The organism is Micromonospora sp. AMSO31t (genome assembly GCF_008868175.1).
Classification (GTDB): domain Bacteria; phylum Actinomycetota; class Actinomycetes; order Mycobacteriales; family Micromonosporaceae; genus Micromonospora.
In genome coordinates this window covers 1-19,236 of record NZ_WBKT01000105.1, presented here as the reverse complement: position 1 = coordinate 19,236, position 19,236 = coordinate 1, and the positions used below count along the sequence as shown (strand labels likewise).

21 protein-coding genes are annotated in these 19,236 nt (G+C 74.4%); 5 read left to right on the top strand and 16 right to left on the bottom strand.

The annotated features are described in order from the left end of the window. On the top strand, positions 1–1,357 hold a 1,357-nt coding region (locus F8274_RS21330), incomplete at its 5' end, for an ABC transporter ATP-binding protein (RefSeq protein ID WP_151464143.1). An 85-nt stretch (positions 1,358–1,442) separates the two neighbouring features. Continuing rightward, positions 1,443–2,243, top strand: coding sequence for an energy-coupling factor transporter transmembrane protein EcfT (locus tag F8274_RS21325; protein WP_151464142.1), 801 nt, complete (start codon positions 1,443–1,445; stop codon positions 2,241–2,243). 75 nt (positions 2,244–2,318) lie between these two features. Here F8274_RS21325 and F8274_RS21320 read toward each other — a convergent pair whose 3' ends face one another. Next, the gene (locus tag F8274_RS21320) at positions 2,319–2,555 is read right to left on the bottom strand and encodes a hypothetical protein (protein ID WP_151464141.1); all 237 of its coding nucleotides are present in this window, start codon (positions 2,553–2,555) and stop codon (positions 2,319–2,321) included. Between the two features lie 354 nt (positions 2,556–2,909). Between F8274_RS21320 and gndA the strand changes: the two genes are divergently transcribed. Next, entirely contained in the window at positions 2,910–4,352 is a 1,443-nt protein-coding gene (gndA, locus tag F8274_RS21315) for an NADP-dependent phosphogluconate dehydrogenase (protein WP_151464140.1), read from the top strand. 3 nt (positions 4,353–4,355) lie between these two features. On the opposite strand, the gene F8274_RS21310 is transcribed toward gndA, so the two are convergent. The 4 genes from F8274_RS21310 to recO form a co-directional block, all read right to left on the bottom strand. Then, positions 4,356–4,586, bottom strand: coding sequence for a thioredoxin reductase (locus F8274_RS21310; RefSeq protein WP_151464139.1), 231 nt, complete (start codon positions 4,584–4,586; stop codon positions 4,356–4,358). A gap of 139 nt (positions 4,587–4,725) precedes the next feature. Continuing rightward, positions 4,726–4,911, bottom strand: a complete 186-nt coding sequence (locus F8274_RS21305; protein WP_091269936.1) for a hypothetical protein — start codon at positions 4,909–4,911, stop codon at positions 4,726–4,728. A gap of 69 nt (positions 4,912–4,980) precedes the next feature. Further along, a complete protein-coding gene (locus F8274_RS21300) occupies positions 4,981–5,781 on the bottom strand; it encodes an isoprenyl transferase (protein ID WP_151464144.1) in 801 nt (266 codons plus the stop codon). Between the two features lie 8 nt (positions 5,782–5,789). After that, the gene (recO, locus tag F8274_RS21295; RefSeq protein ID WP_151464138.1) at positions 5,790–6,665 is read right to left on the bottom strand and encodes a DNA repair protein RecO; all 876 of its coding nucleotides are present in this window, start codon (positions 6,663–6,665) and stop codon (positions 5,790–5,792) included. Between the two features lie 102 nt (positions 6,666–6,767). On the opposite strand from recO, the gene F8274_RS21290 reads away from it, so the two are divergent. Next, entirely contained in the window at positions 6,768–7,547 is a 780-nt protein-coding gene (locus tag F8274_RS21290; protein WP_151464137.1) for a DUF4097 family beta strand repeat-containing protein, read from the top strand. 12 nt (positions 7,548–7,559) lie between these two features. On the opposite strand, the gene F8274_RS21285 is transcribed toward F8274_RS21290, so the two are convergent. The 8 genes from F8274_RS21285 to F8274_RS21250 form a co-directional block, all read right to left on the bottom strand. Then, positions 7,560–8,693: an acyltransferase gene (locus F8274_RS21285; RefSeq protein ID WP_151464136.1), complete on the bottom strand. Its 1,134-nt coding sequence runs from the start codon at positions 8,691–8,693 to the stop codon at positions 7,560–7,562. Positions 8,694–8,882: 189 nt separating this feature from the next. Further along, positions 8,883–9,779 (bottom strand): GTPase Era, encoded by an 897-nt coding sequence (gene era, locus F8274_RS21280; RefSeq protein WP_151464135.1) that lies wholly within the window; start codon positions 9,777–9,779, stop codon positions 8,883–8,885. Continuing rightward, positions 9,776–10,162 carry a cytidine deaminase gene (locus F8274_RS21275; RefSeq protein WP_151464134.1) on the bottom strand — a complete coding sequence of 129 codons (387 nt, stop codon included), beginning with the start codon at positions 10,160–10,162 and terminating at the stop codon, positions 9,776–9,778. Before F8274_RS21275 ends, era begins: the two co-directional genes overlap by 4 nt. Then, positions 10,155–11,540, bottom strand: coding sequence for a hemolysin family protein (locus F8274_RS21270; RefSeq protein WP_370518258.1), 1,386 nt, complete (start codon positions 11,538–11,540; stop codon positions 10,155–10,157). Before F8274_RS21270 ends, F8274_RS21275 begins: the two co-directional genes overlap by 8 nt. Beyond that, the gene (gene ybeY / locus F8274_RS21265; RefSeq protein WP_151464132.1) at positions 11,540–12,013 is read right to left on the bottom strand and encodes an rRNA maturation RNase YbeY; all 474 of its coding nucleotides are present in this window, start codon (positions 12,011–12,013) and stop codon (positions 11,540–11,542) included. The genes F8274_RS21270 and ybeY overlap by 1 nt, the downstream gene beginning before the upstream one ends. An 18-nt stretch (positions 12,014–12,031) precedes the next feature. Next, positions 12,032–13,090, bottom strand: coding sequence for a PhoH family protein (locus F8274_RS21260; protein ID WP_091269927.1), 1,059 nt, complete (start codon positions 13,088–13,090; stop codon positions 12,032–12,034). 131 nt (positions 13,091–13,221) lie between these two features. Next, positions 13,222–14,598, bottom strand: a complete 1,377-nt coding sequence (locus tag F8274_RS21255; protein WP_151464131.1) for a serine hydrolase — start codon at positions 14,596–14,598, stop codon at positions 13,222–13,224. Between the two features lie 21 nt (positions 14,599–14,619). Continuing rightward, positions 14,620–14,970: a histidine triad nucleotide-binding protein gene (locus F8274_RS21250; RefSeq protein ID WP_151464130.1), complete on the bottom strand. Its 351-nt coding sequence runs from the start codon at positions 14,968–14,970 to the stop codon at positions 14,620–14,622. A 47-nt stretch (positions 14,971–15,017) separates the two neighbouring features. Between F8274_RS21250 and F8274_RS21245 the strand changes: the two genes are divergently transcribed. Continuing rightward, positions 15,018–15,779, top strand: a complete 762-nt coding sequence (locus tag F8274_RS21245; protein WP_151464129.1) for an SDR family NAD(P)-dependent oxidoreductase — start codon at positions 15,018–15,020, stop codon at positions 15,777–15,779. 91 nt (positions 15,780–15,870) lie between these two features. Here the strand turns inward: F8274_RS21245 and F8274_RS21240 are convergent, their stop codons facing one another. The 3 genes from F8274_RS21240 to hrcA all read right to left on the bottom strand — a co-directional run bounded on the left by F8274_RS21240 (position 15,871) and on the right by hrcA (position 18,844). After that, complete coding sequence (locus F8274_RS21240; RefSeq protein ID WP_151464128.1) at positions 15,871–16,605, bottom strand: 16S rRNA (uracil(1498)-N(3))-methyltransferase; 735 nt, start codon at positions 16,603–16,605, stop codon at positions 15,871–15,873. A 1-nt stretch (position 16,606) separates the two neighbouring features. Beyond that, on the bottom strand, positions 16,607–17,749 hold the full coding sequence (dnaJ, locus tag F8274_RS21235) for a molecular chaperone DnaJ (protein WP_192579915.1): 1,143 nt from the start codon (positions 17,747–17,749) through the stop codon (positions 16,607–16,609). 72 nt (positions 17,750–17,821) lie between these two features. Continuing rightward, entirely contained in the window at positions 17,822–18,844 is a 1,023-nt protein-coding gene (gene hrcA / locus F8274_RS21230) for a heat-inducible transcriptional repressor HrcA (RefSeq protein ID WP_151464126.1), read from the bottom strand. Positions 18,845–19,236: the final 392 nt, after the last annotated feature.

Genomic DNA, 19,236 nt, shown 5'->3' with positions numbered 1-19,236 from the left:
CGTCCGCGGGGTGGACCTGCGCATTGAGGTTGGCGAGCGGGTGTTGCTGCTGGGGGCGTCGGGGGCGGGCAAGAGCACGCTGCTCGCCGCGCTGGCCGGGCTGCTGCCCGAGGACTCCGGCGAGCAGGAGGGCACCGTCGAGATCGACGGGCTCGACCCGCGCAAGGCCCGGGAACGGGTCGGCATCGTCTTCCAGGACCCGGAGACCCAGCTCGTGATGGCCCGCTGCGGTGACGACGTCGCGTTCGGGCTGGAGAACCGGGGCGTACCCGCCGGGGAGATCTGGCCCCGGGTGGACGAGGCGCTGCGCCGGGTCGGCTTCCCGTACGACCGGGACCGGCCCACCGGTGCCCTGAGCGGGGGCGAGCAGCAGCGGCTCGCGCTGGCCGGGACGCTCGCCCTGCGGCCGGGGCTCCTGCTGCTCGACGAGCCGACCGCCAACCTCGACCCGGCCGGCGCCGACCTGATCCGGCGGGCCGTCGCGGACGCCCTCGACGCGGCCACCACGCTGATCCTCGTCGAGCACCGGGTCGCCGAAGCGCTGCCGCTGGTCGACCGGGTCGTCGTGCTGGAGCCCGGCGGCGGGGTACGCGCCGACGGGCCACCCCAGGCGGTCTTCGCCGCGCACGGCGACGCCCTCGCCGCCGCCGGGGTCTGGGTGCCCGGCCGCACCGTGCCGCCCCGGCACGCCACGGCCCCGCCCGGGGACCTGCTGCTCACCGCCGGCCGGCTCGGCCTGCCGCCCCGGCTGGCCCCCACCGACCTGGCGGTACGCGCCGGCGAGGCGCTGGCCGTGCTCGGCCCGAACGGCGCCGGCAAATCCACCCTGGCCCTGCTCCTCGGCGGCCTGCTGCGCCCCGGCACCGGCACCGTCGCCGCCACCCACGCCCTCGCCGGCCGGGACGCGCGCACTCCCCCGCACCGCTGGCGGGCGCCCGCCCTGGCCGGCCGGATCGGCTCGGTCTTCCAGGACCCGGAACACCAGTTCGTCACGAGCACCGTCCGGGACGAGCTGGCCCTGGGCCCGCGCCGCACCGGGCAGCCCGAGGCGGCCGTGACGGCCACCGTGGACGCGCTGCTGGAGCGGCTGCGGCTGGACCGGCTGGCGGGCGCCAACCCGTACACCCTCTCGGGCGGCGAGGCGCGGCGGCTGAGCGTGGCGACCGCCCTGGCCACCGCGCCCCGCCTGCTGATCTGCGACGAACCCACCTTCGGCCAGGACCGGCGGACCTGGCGGGAGCTGGTCGACCTCCTCGCCGACCTGCGCGACGCCGGCCACGGCGTCGTCGCGGTCACGCACGACGCCGACTTCGTCGCCGCACTGGCCGACCGGACCGTCACCCTGGAGCGCCGATGACGCCCGCCGGCCCCCGATCGCCCCGGCACCCCGGAGCGCCGCTGGTGCCCACCGGCCGGGGCCGCACCGTCGCCCGGGAATGGCGATGATCGGCGTGGAGCCGGTTGCCGCGGCCGGGGCGCCGCTGGCGCGGCGCAACCCGGTGGCGAAGCTGGCCGCCGCGCTGGTCTTCACCCTGATCCTGGTGGCCACCCTCGACCCGGTGGCGCCGGCCATCGCCATCGCCGTCGAGCTGGCGGTGCTGCCGCTGTTCGGCGTCCGCTACCGGGTGCTGGCCCGGCGGGCCTGGCCGCTGCTGGCGGGGGCCGCCGGCATCCTCGTCACGCTGGTGCTCTTCGCCGCCGACCGCTCCGGCCGCGTGCTGGTCGAGGCCGGCCCGGTCCTGGTCACCGAGGGCGTGCTGGTCACCGCGCTGGGCCTGGTGCTGCGGATGCTCGCCGTGGCGCTGCCCGGGATCCTGGTCTTCGCGACCACCGATCCCACCGACCTGGCCGACGCGCTGATCCAGAACGCGAAGGCGCCCGCCCGGTTCGCCATCGGCGCGCTGGCCGCGTTCCGGCTGGTACCGCTGCTGGAGGAGGAGTGGCGGATGATCAGCATGGCCCGCCGGGCCCGGGGCGTGGACGCCGGCCGCAACCCGGTGGCCAGGCTGCGGCTGTTCGGGTCGACGGCGTTCGCGCTGCTGGTCGGTGCCATTCGGCGGGGCACCCGGCTGGCCGTCGCCATGGACGCCCGGGGCTTCGACGCCGGGACCCCGCGCACGGTCGCCCGGCGGCAGCGCTTCACCCGGGCGGACGCCCTGCTGGTCGCCGCGGCGGCGGTGCTGGCCGGCGCGGCGCTGGCGGCCAGCGTCGCGCTCGGCACGTTCCGCCCACTGATCGGCTGACCGGCCACGAGACCCCAGCCCGGCAGCGGACCGGGGGTGTCGCGGCATGGCCGTGCCGCGACACCCCGATCCCGGTCAGCTGCGCCGGAAGGCGTAGAACCGGGTCTGACCGGCGCGCTGGCTGCGCCCGGCGAGCCGGGCGTCCCGGCCGGCCGGCGGGCCGGCCTTCGGCGGCGGTGGCGTGTCGGCGCGGCCGGGCAGGGCCACCGGCTCGGCGGGCGCCACGGTGAGCGCGTCGAGATCCGGCGGGGTGAGGTCCACCGGGGACGGCGCGGGCTTGTGGGACTTCTTCGGACTGCGCTTGGCGGGCATACGCTGCCTCCTGACTGTCGGGCACCCGTGGGCACGGCGAGCGGGGAACACCCGGGCGGGTCCGACGAGGCACGCGACGCCACCACCGACGGTGGCGCGGAGGATGCGGACGCCCGGGGCGCACGATCCACGGCGGTACGCACGGTGGACCGGGCCTTCGAGAGGTGGGCGTCAGTTACGCATGACCGCACGCTAACCCACCGCCGCGCCGCCCCGCACCCGAATTACGGACACGGACCCGGCCAGGACCCACCGCCACCGCGTCTTCACCCACCGTCGATGTCCCGGCCCGCCCCCGCACCGACCGCGATACGGTCGCAGCACGGGCACCGGAGACGAGGGGTGGCGGTACGCATGGCACAGCAGGCGACGGCGCAGATCGGGGTCACCGGTCTGGCGGTGATGGGCCGCAACCTGGCCCGGAACCTGGCCCGCAACGGCTTCACCGTGGCGGTGCACAACCGCTCGCCGGAGCGCACCCGCAGCCTGGTGGCCGAGCACGGCGACGAGGGCACGTTCGTGCCGGCGGAGTCCCTCGCCGACTTCGTGGGCTCGCTGGAACGCCCCCGCGCCGTGATCGTCATGGTGAAGGCCGGCGCCCCCACCGACGCGGTGATCGACGAACTGGTCCCGTTGCTGGAGGAGGGGGACATCGTCGTCGACTGCGGCAACGCGCACTTCGCCGACACCCGCCGCCGGGAGGAGGCGCTGCGCGGGCACGGGCTGCACTTCGTCGGCACCGGCGTCTCCGGCGGCGAGGAGGGCGCGCTGCGCGGGCCGAGCATCATGCCGGGCGGCTCGGCCGAGTCCTACCGGAAGCTCGGCCCGATCTTCGAGCGGATCGCCGCCCAGGTCGACGGCGTCCCGTGCTGCCGGCACATCGGGCCGGACGGCGCCGGCCACTTCGTGAAGATGGTCCACAACGGCATCGAGTACGCGGACATGCAGCTCATCGCCGAGGCGTACGACCTGCTGCGGGCCGGCCTGTCGGCGAGCCCGGCGGAGATCGCGGAGATCTTCCGGGAGTGGAACGGCGGCGAGCTGGAGTCCTTCCTCATCGAGATCACCGCCGAGGTGCTCGGGCACACCGACGCGGCGACCGGCCGGCCGTTCGTGGACGTGGTGCTCGACCAGGCCGAGCAGAAGGGCACCGGCCGGTGGACCGTGCAGAGCGCGCTGGACCTCGGCATCCCGATCACCGGCATCGCCGAGGCCACCTTCGCGCGGTCGCTCTCCGGGCACGCCGACCAGCGGGCCGCCGCCCGCCGCGCGTTCCCTGACGCGGGCGAGAAGTGGCAGGTGGACGACCGGGACACCTTCGTCGAGGACGTCCGCCGGGCGCTGCTGGCCAGCAAGATCGTCGCGTACGCGCAGGGCTTCGACCACATCCGTGCCGGCAGCCGGGAGTACGACTGGGACATCGACCTGGGCGGCACCGCCACCATCTGGCGGGGCGGCTGCATCATCCGGGCCCGTTTCCTGGACCGGATACGGGAGGCGTACGACACGGAGCGGGACCTGCCCACCCTGCTGGTCGCCCCGTGGTTCGCCGACCGGGTCGGCGCGGGGGTCCCGGCCTGGCGGCGGGTGGTGGCCGACGCGGCCCGGGCGGGCGTGCCCACCCCGGCCTTCTCGTCGTCGCTCGCGTATTTCGACGCGTTGCGCGCCGAGCGGCTGCCGGCCGCGCTCATCCAGGGGCTGCGGGACAACTTCGGCGCGCACACCTACCACCGGGTGGACCGGGAGGGGTCGTTCCACACGCTCTGGGCGGGTGACCGCTCCGAAGTGGAGGGGTGAGCCTCACCAGGCCCGTTCGGCGGCCTCGGGCGCCGTGGGCGCCCAGCCGGCGGCCGGCTCACCCTGGGCCAGCTCGCCGATCTCGCCGGCCCGCACGGCCGGCGTGTGGCCGAGGTCGGCGCACCAGCGTTCGGCCACCCCGGCGCAGAGGTCGGCGATCCGTTCCCGCTGAGCCGGTTCGGCCAGGTCGGCGCCGGCCAGGGCGGCCGTCATCTCGTACCGGAGATCGCGCATCCTCCACCCCCGTGGCGGGCGCGTCCCGGCGGCGCGCCCTGCGCCGATCGTACGCGCGGGCGCCCCGCTCCCGGCCGGAAAGCCGGATGCGGGGCGCCCGCGACACGACCCGCCGCAGCGTCGCGGCGGGCCGTGGACGTCACCAGAACCGACGGCGCTTGGCCTTCTGGGGCCGCAGCATGTCGGCGCCCTTGGTGAGCAGTCGGCTCACCCCGGTCGGGCCGCGACGGGCCTCCAGGGTGTGGCTGAGCCGGCGCGCGCCGGCCGCCGCGAGCGGCACGGCGACCGCCATGACCGCCCACTGGGCAATCCGCTTCTGAATCATGTGGGTTCACCTCCGCAATCTGCCTGCTGTCGGATTGATACCCAGCGGGCGGCGTCGGTAAGCGCGACCTCAGGCCCCGGGGGCCACCGGGTTGGGCAGCGCGCCGCCGAAGCGGCGGTCCCGCTGCGCGTAGAGCTCGCAGGCGTACCAGAGGTGCCGGCGGTCGAAGTCCGGCCAGAGGGTGTCGAGGAAGACCAGCTCCGCGTAGGCGCTCTGCCAGAGCAGGAAGTTGGAGGTGCGCTGCTCCCCGGAGGGGCGGAGGAAGAGGTCCACCTCGGGGACCTCCGGGTGGTAGAGGTATTTCCCGATGGTCTTCTCGGTGACCTTGCCCGGGTCGAGCCGGCCGGCGGCCGCGTCACGGGCGATCGCGGCGGCGGCGTCGGCGATCTCCGCCTGACCGCCGTAGTTGACGCAGAACTGGAGGGTCAGCGTCGAGTTGCCCCGGGACATCTCCTCGGCGGTCTGCAGCTCGGAGATGACGCTCTTCCAGAGCCGCCCGGCCCGACCGGACCAGACCACCCGCACGCCCAGGTCGACGAGCTGGTCCCGGCGCCGCCGGATGACGTCCCGGTTGAAGCCCATGAGGAAGCGGACCTCGTCGGGCGAGCGGCGCCAGTTCTCCGTGGAGAAGGCGTACGCCGACAGGTAGGGGATGCCCAGCTCGATGGCGCCCTCGATGGTGTCGAACAGGCTGTGCTCGCCCTGCTCGTGACCCTTGGTCCGGGGCAGCCCGCGCTCCTTGGCCCAGCGGCCGTTGCCGTCCATCACCACGGCGACATGCTTCGGCAGCGCCTCGGCCGGCAGGGCCGGCGGGCGGGCGCCGGAGGGGTGCGGAGTCGGTGGCACCGGCTCGCGCCGGCCGGCCCTCATCGATCGGATCACTCGGTAATCTCCCTGTTCACACCAGCGGCGGCGGGCCCGGCGCCGGTGCGCGGCGGGACCACACCCGGCCCCGCGCCGCCGGGCGGCGGGACCGCGCCGGACGCCGGGGCACCCCGGTCGACCAGCGGCAGCGAGCGTAGCGCGCGTTCCAGGTGCCACTGGAGGTGCGCCGCGACCAGGCCGCTGCACTCGCGGCGCACGCCGGTCTCGGTGGCGTCGGCGTACACCCAGTCGCCGGTGGTCAGCGCGGACATCAGCGCGATGGTCGCCGGGGCGGGGTGGGCGGCGCCCGGGGGCCGGCAGTCCGGGCAGACCGCGCCACCGGCCGGCACGGAGAACGCCCGGTGCCGTCCCGGGGTGCCGCACACCGCGCAGGCGGTCAGCGCCGGTGCCCAGCCGGCGAAGGCCATGCCGCGCAGCAGGTAGGCGTCGAGCACCAGGGTGGTGGCGTGCTCGCCGGTGGCCAGCGAGCGCAGCGCGCCGAGGGTGAGCTGGAACAGCCGCAGCGAGGGCTCCCGCTCGATCGGGGTGAGCCGCTCGGCGGTCTCGGCGATGGCGCTGGCCGCCGTGTAGCGGGGGTAGTCGCCGAGGAACCGCTTGCCGTAGAGGTCGATCCCCTCGGCCTGGCTGATGGTGTGCAGCGAGCTGCCGTGGTTGCCCTTGGGGTCGCCGGCGAGCTGGAGGTCGACGTGCCCGAACGGCTCCAGCCGGGCGCCGAACTTGCTGGTGGTCCGGCGGACGCCCCGGGCCACCGCGCGGAGCCGGCCGTGCCGGCGGGTGAGCAGGGTGATGATCCGGTCGGACTCCCCCAGCTTCTGCACGCGCAGCACCACCGCGTCGTCGCGGTAGAGCTGTCGGCGGTATCCGGCCATCGGTCCATTCTCCCTCGGGGTGCGATCTCAGGGTCTCCTCGGGGTGGATCGGCGGTCGATCCCGGATGCGCCGCCCGCGGGGTCGGCCGTAGCGTCCTGGCCATGGCTCTGCACCGGACCGCCGTGGCCGCCGCCGCGGCCGCCTCCCTGATCGTCCTCGCCGGGTGCGACACCCTGTCGTTCCGCCGCCTCGACTACGACCAGACCGAGCAGGTGAAGATCACCAAGATCACCGTGCCGGCCGGCGGCGCGGGTGACGTCACGATCCGGGCCACCGGCCCGGCCGACCAGGTGCGGATCAAGCGGATCGTCCGCTACCAGGGCGGGGAGCCCGACAGCCGCTACGAGATCAAGGGCGACGAGCTGCTGCTGCCCAGCGACTGCGGCTCCCGGTGCACGGTCTCCTGGGAGGTGACCGCCCCCGAGGGGGTGACGGTGCGCGGCGACGCCAACTCCGGGAACGTTCTGCTGCACCGCGTCGGCCCGGTGGACTTCACCCTGAACTCCGGGGACATCAACGTGACCGAGGCCCGTGGCGAGGTCCGCGCCACCACCACCTCGGGGAACATCGAGGTGGTCGACGCGACCGGCCCGGTCCGGCTGCGCGCCTCCTCCGGCGACATCAGCGCCCGCCGGCTCGCCGCCGGGGTGGACGCGGAGGCCACCTCGGGCAACGTCAGCATCGAGCTGGACAAGCCGGCCGCGGCCCGGTTGCACGCGACCAGCGGCGACATCGACCTGACCGTGCCCGAGGGCCGCTACCGGGTGCGGGCGGACGCGAAGTCCGGCGACACCAATCTCGCCGTGCCGAACGACGCCGGCGCGTCCCTGCTGCTCGACGTCTCCGCCAGCAGCGGCAACGTGACGGTCAACCAGCGCTGAGGCCGGCCGGGGTCAGCCCGGGGTGCGGCCGGACCGTTCCGGCGCGCGGCGCGGGCCCGGCACCCGGGCGCCGGCGACCGCCAGTTCGGCGCCGGCGGGGGCCGGGCTGGCCGGCGCGGCCGCCGCCCGATCGGCCACGGTCCGCCGGGGGCGGCCCGGCACCAGTTCCGGGGTACGCCGGGCGGCCAGGTCCTCGACCCAGCCGACCAGCAGGGTCACCACGCCGACCAGCGCGAACACCAGCGCCACCCGGATCGCCAGCCCCAGCAGGTCCTGGTGCGACCAGCCGACCACGTCGACCAGCGGGGTGAGCGCCACCACGAACGGCATGTGCCAGAGGTAGACCGTCAGCGCGCGCCGGTTCAGCACGGTGAGCACCCGGCCCAGCACCGGGGTGCGGTCGACCCAGGCCGCACCGGCCGGCGCCCGGCCGATCGCCACCAGGATGAACGCCGCCGACCAGAGCGCGTTGCCCAGGTGGATGTCGTTCAGGTCGTGGCCGCGCGGGCCGGGGTGCGTGAAGATCCAGCCCAGCCCGGCCGCGCCGAGGGCGAGCGCGAGCGGGACGAGCACCCGGTCGGCCGTGCGGCGCAGCAGGCCGTCGTGGTGGGCGAAGCCGAGCAGCCAGGCCCCGAAGTACAGGCCGAACTCGCGCAGCACGGTCGGCGGGTTCGCCAGCACGCCGAACTCGATGGCGGCGAGCAGCGCGTACGGGGCCAGCAGGGTGCGCAGGGGTGCCCGGCGGAACAGCCAGAGGGCCAGCGGCGAGGCCAGCACGAACCAGAGGTAGTCCCGCAGATACCAGATGGGGCTCAGCGCGAGGCCGCCCCAGTAGTTGGCCGGCGGGTCGCTGACCGGGAAGAGCCAGAGCAGCACCTTCGGGGTGAGCGGCAGCCCGGTGAGCAGCATGGCCGGCACGAAGACCGCGGCGAGCACCCACAGCGACGGCAGGAGCCGGCGCAGTCGCCGCCCCACGGCCGGCACGCCGCTCCGGTCCAGCGACGCAGCCATCAGCGAGCCCGCGAGCGCGAACATCACCGACATGGCCGGGAAGATGAGGGTCAGCGTCGCCCATCCAGTGACGTGGTAGACGACGACTCGAACGATGGCCAGGAAGCGGAGCAGGTCGAGATATCGGTTTCGCATCAGCTCGCGGGGCGTCGGGGGCGGGGGCTAAGGCCTCCCTACCCTCCGATCCGCCCGGACGAAACGGTGCGCGGGGCGGGGTCAAAAGTGAAACATTCCATAAAGCAGACCGATCCGGACCATCCCGGCAGCAGCCGCAACGCGAACCGCCGGCCCCGGGAAGCCGGGACCGGCGGTGGGCGTACGGGGTCAGAAGCCGAGCTTGCGCAGCTGCTTCGGGTCGCGCTGCCAGTCCTTCGCGACCCGGACGTGCAGGTCCAGGTAGACCCGGGTGCCGAGCAGCTCCTCGATCTGCCGCCGGGCGGTGATCCCGACCTGCTTGAGCCGGCTGCCCCGGTGACCGATCACGATCGCCTTCTGGCTCGGTCGCTCGACGTACACGTCGGCGTAGATCTTCGTGACGCCGCCCTCGGGGATCATCTCCTCGACCACGACGGCGATGGAGTGCGGCAGCTCGTCCCGGACCCCCTCCAGGGCGGCCTCCCGGACCAGCTCGGCCACGAGCACCTGCTCCGGGTCGTCGGTGAGCATGTCGTCCGGGTAGAGCTGCGGCGACTCCGGCAGGTAGCCCGTCATCACGTCGACCAGCGTGTCCACCTGATGGCCCGAGACGGCGCTCACCGGCACCACGTCGGCGAACTCGCCCAGCTCACTCACGGCGAGCAACTGCTCGGCCAGCCGCTTCTTGTCCACCAGGTCGGTCTTGGTGACCACGGCCAGCACGGTGGCCCGCAGGCTGGCCAGCTCGCCGGTGATGAACCGGTCGCCCCGCCCGATCGGCTCGTTCGCCGGGATGCAGAGGCCGATGACGTCGACCTCGCTCCAGGTCTCCCGGACCAGGTCGTTCAGCCGCTCGCCGAGCAGCGTGCGGGGGCGGTGCAGGCCCGGGGTGTCGACCAGCACGAGCTGCGACTCCGGCCGGTGCAGCACGGCCCGGATGATGTGCCGGGTGGTCTGCGGCTTGTTCGAGGTGATCGCGATCTTGGTGCCCACGATCGCGTTGGTCAGCGTCGACTTGCCCGCGTTCGGCCGCCCGACGAAACAGCCGAAGCCGGCCCGGTAGGGACGCTGCTGGAGCTGGGTCACTCGACCACCGTGCCGAGGACGGTGCCGTCCGGCGCGGCCACGTGGATCGGCGCGTCGGCCGACAGGTCCCGCACCGCGGCGTGCCCCGCGCCGTCCAGCGTCGAGGCCTCGGTCACCACGACGGCCGCCTCCAGCCGGCTCGCGCCGGCGGCCACCGCCGAGGCGACCGCGAGCTGGAGCGCCGTCAGGGTCAGCGACGGCAGCGCCACGCTGGCCGCCGCGTACGTCCGGCCGTCCTGGTCGCGGACCGCCGCGCCCTCCACGGCGCCCACCCGGCCCCGCGCGCCCCGGGCCAGGACGACCAGCTTGCCGTCCTCGGCGTTCAGCTCGCCCGGGTCGGACGGGGTGGGCCGGGCGGCCGGCACGGCGGGTGACTCAGGCATCGGCGGGTTGCCTCTCCTCGGAACGGTTCTGGTTGCCACGGGGATCGGCCTGCTCGCCGCGCCCCGCGCTGTCCGGCGCGTCGCCCGGCTCGACCCGGCTGACCAGCACGGTGTCGATCCGGTTGCGCCGTCCGGTGGTGCCCTCGGCGATCAGCCGCAGCCCGGCCACCTCGGCCCCGGAGCCGGGGATCGGCACCCGGCCGAGCGCCTGGGCGAGCAGGCCACCGACCGTCTCCACCTCGTCGGTGGGCAGTTCGGTGTCGAACAGCTCGCCCAGATTCTCCACCGGCAGCCGGGCGGTCACCCGCACGGCCCCGTCCGCCAGGCGTTCGACCGGCGGGCGTTCGACATCGTACTCGTCGGTGATCTCGCCGACGATCTCCTCGAGGATGTCCTCGATGGTGACGAGGCCGCCGGTGCCGCCGTACTCGTCCACGACGATGACCAGGTGGTTGCGGGCCGCCTGCATCTCGGAGAGCAGGTCGTCGACCGGCTTGGACTCGGGCACGAAAGTCGCCGGGCGCATCAGCTCGGCCACCGGCATCTGCCGGGCCTCGGGGGCGCCCTGGATCCGCCGGATCAGGTCCTTGAGGTAGAGCACGCCGAGCACGTCGTCGACGTTCTCGCCGATCACCGGGATGCGGGAGAAGCCGGAGCGCAGGAAGAGCGCCAGCGCCTGCGCGAGGGTCTTGCGCTCCTCTATCCACACCATCTCGGTGCGGGGCACCATCACCTCACGGGCGATGGTGTCGCCGAGCGCGAAGACCGAGTGGATCATCTGCCGCTCGCCGTGCTCGACGACGCCGCGCTGCTCGGCCAGGTCGACCAGCTCACGCAGCTCGACCTGGGTGGCGAACGGCCCCTCGCGGAAGCCGCGCCCCGGGGTAACCGCGTTGCCGATGAGGATGAGCAGCGAGGCCAGCGGGTTGAGCGCCCGGCCCAGCCAGCGCACCAGCGGCGCGACCGCGCGGCCCACCGCGTAGGCGTGCTGCCGGCCCAGGGTGCGCGGCGCGACGCCGACCACCACGAAGCTGACCACGGCCATCGCCCCGGCGGTGACCAGGGCGGCCCGCCAGCCGGCGCCGAAGGTGTCCACCGCGACCAGCGCGACCAGCGTGGTGGCGGTCAGCTCGGCCAGCAGCCGGAGCAGGAGCAGCAGGTTGAGGTGGCGGACCACGTCGCCGGCGACCGCCTGGAGGGTGCGCGCGCCGCGCGCGCCGTCCCGGGCCAGCTCGGCGGCGCGGGCCGGCGAGACGGCGGCCAGCGCGGCCTCGGTCATCGCGATCAGGCCGGCGAGCACCACCAGCCCCGCCGCGACGGCCAGGAGGGTGAGATCGGGCAGGCCGGCGGGCGCGCCGCCGGCTGCCAGGGTGGTGATCACTGCGATCGGGTCGACCGCCAGCTGGCCAGCAGCCGGGCCTGGAGACCGAACATCTCCCGCTCCTCCTCCGGCTCGGCGTGGTCGTAGCCGAGCAGGTGCAGCACGCCGTGCACGGTGAGCAGGTGCAACTCGTCGGCGGTGGTGTGCCCGGCGGTGGCCGCCTGCTTGGCTGCCACCTCCGGGCAGAGCACGATGTCGCCGAGCAGGGCCGGCTCACCGCCGGCCGGGGAGCTCTCCCCCGGGCCGTGGTCGACGCTGCCCTCGTCCATGGGGAAGGCGAGCACGTCGGTCGGGCCGTCGCCACCCATCCAGCGGTGGTTCAGCTCCGACATGTATTCGATGTCGACCAGCAGCACGGAGAGCTCGGCGAGGGGGTTGACCCCCATCTCGTCGAGGGCGTGCCGGGCGACGGCGAGCACGGCGTCGGTGTCGACGTCGGCGCCGGACTCGTTGGCGATCTCGATGGACAACTGTCTTCCTCTGTCGGATTAGCGGCGTCGGCCGGCCCGGCCGCCCTGGGCGGTCCGCCCGGGCACGGCGTGCACGCTCTGCGCCTGCTGGTTCTCCCGCTCGGCGTCCCAGCGGGCGTACGCGTCGACGATCTCGCCCACCAGCTTGTGGCGCACCACGTCGGAGCTGGAGAGCTGGGCGAAGTGCACGTCCTCGACGTTGCCCAGGATCTCCCGGACCACCCGCAGGCCGCTCGTCGTCCCGCCGGGAAGGTCGACCTGGGTGACGTCACCGGTGACCACGATCTTGGAGTTGAACCCGAGCCGGGTGAGGAACATCTTCATCTGCTCGGGCGTGGTGTTCTGCGCCTCGTCGAGGATGATGAACGCGTCGTTGAGGGTGCGGCCCCGCATGTAGGCCAGCGGCGCCACCTCGATGGTGCCGGCGGCCATCAGCTTCGGGATCGACTCCGGGTCGAGCATGTCGTGCAGCGCGTCGTAGAGCGGGCGCAGGTAGGGGTCGATCTTCTCGTTCAGGGTGCCGGGCAGGAAGCCCAGCCGCTCACCCGCCTCGACCGCCGGCCGGGTCAGGATGATGCGGTTGACCTGCTTGGCCTGGAGCGCCTGGACGGCCTTCGCCATGGCCAGGTAGGTCTTGCCCGTGCCCGCCGGCCCGATGCCGAAGACGATGGTGTGGGCGTCGATGGCGTCCACGTAGCGCTTCTGGCCCAGGGTCTTGGGACGGATGGTGCGACCGCGCCGGGAGAGGATGTTGAGCGTCAGGACCTCGGCGGGCCGCTCGCTGCCGCCCTGCTCGAGCATGCCGACGGTACGCCGGACTGCGTCAGTGGTCAGGGTCTCGCCTTTCTCGATCAGTTCGAGCAACTCGCTGAAGAGTCGCTCGGCGAGGGCGTTGTCGGCGGGAGCGCCGGTGATGGTGATCTCGTTGCCCCGCACGTGGACGTCACTGTTGACCGAGCGTTCGACGAGCCGCAGGATCTCGTCGCCCGCGCCGAGCAGGTTCACCATGATCTTCTGGTCGGGGACCGTGATCCTGGTCTGCACCCGGGGCGGGCCGGGAGGTGGGGTGCCGGTCATAGGTCGGGCCCGTCGGGCCCTACGCCACCTGCTCTCGAACTCGGCGCCGGGCCCTGCTGGCGCGGCGGTCGTGACTCCCATCGTATCGGGTCAACACCGCCCGCACCTCGCCCATTTCCGGCGGTGGGGGATCAGTTCCCGGCGCGGAAGTCGTACCCCTCGAAGGTCTCCTGGTGCCGGGTGAAGCGGTACGTCGCCCAGTGCAGCCGGACCACCGCGCCGCGCTCGTCCCGGGTCAGCCGGAGCAGCTCACCCACCTCCCGGCCGGCGACCGTGCGGAACACGTCCGGCCGGTCCGGAACCGGGGCGAACACCGCGGGCGGCTTGCCGGCCGGGTCGTCCGCGCCCCGGGCCCGCAACGCCCCGTCGTGCCAGGAGAAGACGTACTCGAAGCCCTCGCCCCACCAGCGGCCCAGCAGGCCGCGCAGGTGCTCCGGGGCGGGCGCGCCGGGCCGCCACGGCTCGACGTCGGCCGGGTCGTGCTCGGCGGCGGCGGCGAGCAGCCGGTGCGGCAGCTCGAAGACCTCGACACCGGTGCCGGAGGAACCGAGCACCGCGCAGCCCATCGCGCCGGCCGTGCCGTCGCCGCCGCGCCGGCCGTAGACGGCGGCCAGGAAACCGGGCATGGCCCCGTCGTGCCCCACGTGCAGCACCCGCTCCGGCTGCGGCACGAGGATCAGCCCGAGGCCGAAGCCGCCCGCCCAGAGCGTCTCGTCGGTGGTGGTCAGCGGCCAGCGCATCTCGTCGAGGGTGGCCGGCGCCAGCACCGCGCCCGCCGGGTCCAGCGCGGCCGGGTCGGCCAGGAAGGCGGCCCACCGGGCCATGTCCGGCGCGGTGCTCCAGAGCTGCGCGGCGGGGGCCACCGCGCCGAAGTGGGTCGGCGGCTCCGGGCGGGCCTCGTCGGAGTACGCGTCGACCAGGAACCCGGTGGCCGCCCGGTCGCCCGGCGTGGGGCCGGTCGCGGTCAGCCCGAGCGGGGCGAGCAGCCGCTCGGCCAGCACCTCGGCCCAGGTGCCCCCGCGCAGCCGGGCGACCGCCTCGCCGAGCAGGGCCATGCCGAGGTTGGAGTAGTGGTAGCGGCGGCCGCTGGGCAGCACCCGCTCCACCCGGGCCAGGTCGGCGAGCAGCTCGCTGACGTCGGGCGCGCGCAGGCTGTCCCAGACGTCGCCGTGCGGCTCGCGCTGCAGGCCCGCGGTGTGCGACAACAGCCGGCGTACGGTCAGCTCGCCGTGCGCCGGCAGGTCGAGGTGCCGCCCGATCGGGTCGTCCAGGTCGAGGAGCCCCTCGTCGCGGCACTGCATGACCAGCACCGCCGTGAAGGTCTTGGTGACCGAGCCGATCCGGAAGACCGACTCCGGCGCGAGCGCCGTGTCGTTGCCGGTCCCGCCGACCGTGCAGGTCCAGAGCGGCCGGTCGGCCCGGTGCAGGGCGGCCGAGACCGCCGGGATCCGCCCGTGGGCCTGCGCCTGCCGCACCATCCGGCCGAGCCGGTCCTGCACCGTGATCATGAGAGCAGTCTAGGCAGCGCGTCAGCGGCAGAGCATCGGGCCGAGCGGAGCGCCGCCCAGCAGATGCGCGTGCACGTGGAAGACCTCCTGGCCGCCGTACGGGCCGGTGTTGAACATGAGCCGGAAGCCGTCCACCGTCAGCCCCTCCTCCTCGGCCACCACGGCAGCGGTGCCCAGCAGCTCACCGGCCAGGCCCGGGTCGCCCTGGGCCAGGGTGGCCACGTCCGCGTAGTGCTCCTTCGTGATCACCAGCACGTGGGTGGGCGCCTTCGGGTCGATGTCCCGGAAGGCCAGCGTGGTGGCGGTCTCGCGGACGATGGTGGCCGGGATCTCCCCGGTGACGATCCGGCAGAACAGGCAGTCGGTTCCCATCGGGGCATGGTAAGTCGTGCCCGGGCCGCTGAGGCATGATGTGCCGCGTGACTTCTCGGGCGGTACTGGTGACGGGGGCCTCGCGCGGCATCGGCCGCGCCGTGGCGCGGGCGTTCGCGGAGGGCGGGGACCGGGTGGCCGTCCACCACCGGGACTCGGCGGAGCTGGCCGAGGCGCTGCGGGCCGAGCTGCCCGGCGACGGGCACGTGGTGGTCCGCGCCGACCTGGCCGACCCGGACGCCGTACGGGCCATGGTGGACGAGGCGGCGCAGCGCCTGGGCGGCCTCGACGTCCTGGTCAACAACGCGGGCGTCTACGGCCCGCGCGACCTGCCCCACCCGGTCTTCGGGAACACGTACGACCAGTGGCAGGAGCAGTGGCGGCTGGTCCTGGAGACCAACCTGACCGGTGCCGCGAACGCCACCTGGTGCGCCGCCCAGCACATGCGCGAGCGGGGCGGCCGGATCGTGAACGTGTCGTCCCGGGGCGCCTTCCGGGGCGAGCCGGAGCAGCCCGCGTACGGGGCGAGCAAGGCCGGGCTGAACGCGCTCGGTCAGTCGCTGGCGCTGGCCCTGGCCCCGTACGGCATCGCGGTGGCGACGGTCGCGCCGGGCTTCGTGGCGACCGACATGACCACCACCCACCTCAGCGGCGAGCGGGGCGACGCCATCCGTGCCCAGTCCCCGTTCAACCGGGTGGCCCGCCCCGAGGAGATCGCCGCGGCGGTGCACTGGCTGGCCAGCCCCGAGGCCGAGTGGGCCTCCGGCACCATCGTCGACCTGAACGGCGCCTCCTACCTCCGCACCTGACCCCACCCCGCCGCGTTGATCAAGAGGTTTGCGTCGGAACCCGGCCGGATCCGGACGCAAACTCCTTGATCAACAACAGGGGGTGGGTGGGTTACCAGCGGTGCAGGCGGGTGGACAGGACGGTCAGGGCTGCCACGCCGGCCGTTGACGTGCGCAGGACCGACGGGCCCAGGCGGACCGGGCGGGCGCCGGCCTCCCGGAAGGCGGTCAGCTCGGTGGAGGCGATGCCGCCCTCCGGACCCACCACCAGCACGATCTCGCCAGCCTCCGGCAGGTCGGCGGTGGTCAGCCGGTCCTCGGCCTCCTCGTGCAGGACGAACGCGGCGGCCGCGCCGGAGATCCGCCGGGCCACCGTGGTGGTGGACTCGTCGGGCGTCCCGGCCACCACCGGCAGCCACGGGCGGCGGGCCTGCTTGGCCGCCTCCCGGGCGGTGGCCGCCCACTTCTCCCGGGCCCGTACGCCCCGCTCACCGCGCCACTGGGTCACCGAGCGGGACGCCGCCCAGGGGACGATCTCGTCGACGCCGACCTCGGTCATCGCCTGCACGGCCAGCTCGCCCCGGTCGCCCTTGGCGATGCCCTGCACCACGACCAGGCGGGGGACGGACGCGTCGGCGTACCCCCGGGTGGTGACCCGGAGGTCGAGTGTGCCCCTGCCGACGGCGGTGACCACCGCGCCGGCCGTGCCGCCCCGCCCGTCGGCGAGCAGCAGTTCCTCGCCGACGCGCAGGCGCTGCACGGTGGCCGCGTGGTGTCCCTCGGGGCCGTCCAGCGTCAGCGTGTCACCGGTGGGCAGCGCCTCGACCAGGAACAGCGGCGCCGACACCTCAGGCGTGCCCGTTGAAGGCGTCGCGCATCCGGGAGAAGAACCCGCCCTGCTTGGTCAGCTCGGCGACCTCCTCGCCGCGGGTCTTGGCGAAGTCGCGCAGCATCCGCTCCTGGTCGGCGTCGAGCTTGGTCGGGGTCCGCACGTCGAGGTGGACGTAGAGGTCGCCCCGACCGGTGCCGCGCAGGTGCGGCACGCCCCGGGCGCGCAGCCGCAGGGTGCTGCCCGGCTGGGTGCCCGCCTTGACGTCGACCGTCTCCTCGCTGTCGAGGGTCTTGATGGTCAGCCGGGTGCCGAGCGCAGCCGCGGTCATCGGCACGGTGACCCGGCAGTGCAGGTCGTCGCCCTTGCGGGAGTAGACGTCGTGCGGCCGCTCGTGGATCTCCACGTAGAGGTCGCCGGCGGTGCCGCCGCCCGGACCGACCTCGCCCTGCTGGGCCAGCCGGATCCGCATGCCGTCCTCGACACCCGCCGGGATCTTGACGGTGAGCGAGCGCCGGGTGCGCACCCGGCCGTCGCCCGCGCAGGTCGGGCAGGGGTGCGGGATGGTGGTGCCGTAGCCCTGGCAGACCGTGCACGGCCGGGCGGAGACCACCTGGCCGAGGAACGTCCGCTGCACCGACTGCACCTCGCCCCGGCCGCCGCACGCCTCGCAGGTGGCCAGGTGGGTGCCGGCCGCCGTGCCCGCGCCGGAGCAGGTGGTGCAGAGCACGGCGGTGTCGACGGTGATCGGCGCCTCGACGCCGAACGCCGTCTCGTTCAGGTCCAGCTCCAGCCGCAGGATCGCGTCGGCGCCCGGCCGGGTACGCGGCCGCGGGCCCCGGCTGCCGCCCGCCGCCCCGCCGAAGAAGGCGTCCATGATGTCCTGGAAGCCGACGAACGGGCCGGCGCCGCCCGGGCCACCCGGACCCGCGCCCCCGCCGCCCGGGGCCAGCGGGTCGCCGCCCAGGTCGACGATCTGCCGTTTCCGATCGTCCGAGAGGACCTCGTACGCGGCGTTGATGTCCTTGAACTTCTCCTGTGCCTCCGGGTCCGGATTGACGTCCGGGTGGAACTGCCGCGCCAGCTTGCGGTAGGCGCGCTTGATCTCGTCGTCGGAGGCGTCCCGGCTCACGCCGAGAATGCCGTAGTAGTCCCTGGCCACTGCGTTCGGTGTCCTCATGTTCGTCTCGCGTTGCGCCGGTCGTCGGCCGGAGCCGGCCGTCGGTCTGACTGGTCAGTTCTGGGCCAGCAACTCGCCCACGTAGCGTGCCACGGCCCTCACCATGGCGATATTGCCGGGGTAGTCCATCCGGGTCGGCCCGAGCACGCCGAGACCGCCCACGATCGTGCTGCCCGGGCCGTATCCGGTGCTGACCACCGAGGCGGCGCGCAGGTTGTCGATCTCGTTCTCGTCGCCGATGAGCACCCGGGTGGTGCTCGGTTCAGCCTCCCCGATCAGCTTGAGCAGCACGACCTCCTCCTCGAGCGCCTCGAGGATCGGGCGCAGCGAGCCCTGGAAGTCGAGCAGGCCGCCCCGGGTCAGGTTGGCCGTGCCGGCCAGCGCGATGCGCTCCTCGTGCCGTTCGACCAGGGTCTCCAGCAGGACGCTGGAGAGCGTGGCCATGGCCGGGCGCAGCTGCGGGGTCGACTCGTCGACGAGGGCCTGCACGAGCGGCGGGGTGTCCGAGAGCCGGCTGCCGACCAGCTTCTCGTTGACCAGCCGGCGCAGGTCGGTCACCTCGTCGGGGGCGACCGGCCCGGGCAGCTCGACCAGCCGCTGCTCGACCCGGCCGGTGTCGGCGATCATGACGACCATCAGCCGGGTGGTGGAGATCGGCACCAGCTCCAGGTGGCGCACCTTGGAGCGGGCCAGGCTCGGGTACTGCACGACGGCGACCTGCCGGGTGAGCTGGGCCAGCAGCCGGACGGTGCGGTGCACCACGTCGTCCAGGTCGACCGCGCCGACCAGGAAGCGCTCGATCGCCCGGCGCTCGGCGGGGCTGAGCGGCTTGACCCGGGAGAGCCGGTCGACGAAGAGCCGGTAGCCGCGGTCGGTGGGCACCCGGCCGGCACTGGTGTGCGGCTGCCGGATGTAGCCCTCCTCCTCCAGCACCGCCATGTCGTTGCGGACGGTCGCCGGGGAGACGCCCAGCTGGTGGCGCTCGACCAGGGCCTTGCTGCCGACCGGTTCCTGCGTGGCGACGTAGTCCTCGACGATCGCGCGCAGCACGGCGAGCTTGCGGTCGTCGAGACCCATGTCCCCCACCTCCTGACGCACCTCGTCCGCCCCGGCGCACGGCGTCCGCCGGGCGTCTGGCACTCGACTGTAGCGAGTGCCAGTCTACGTCGGCCGACCCGTCGACGCGATGATCAGCGACCCACCTCCGGTGCGGCCCGCCGCACATCCGACCCACCACGGCCGAACAGCCGGACATCCCGGGCGATGTCGCTCTGGTGCGCCCTTGCCTCCGGGACCTACCGTGACGTCCATGACTGAACCTCCTCGCCCTCCCGGAGCGGGGGACTCCGGCGCACCGCCGCCGGAGCCGACCCCGCCGTCGGCACCGTACGGCTCGTCGTCGGCCGGCGAACCACCCACCGCACCACTGTCCGGGGCACCGGCGGGGAGCGGCTATCCCCCGCCCGGTG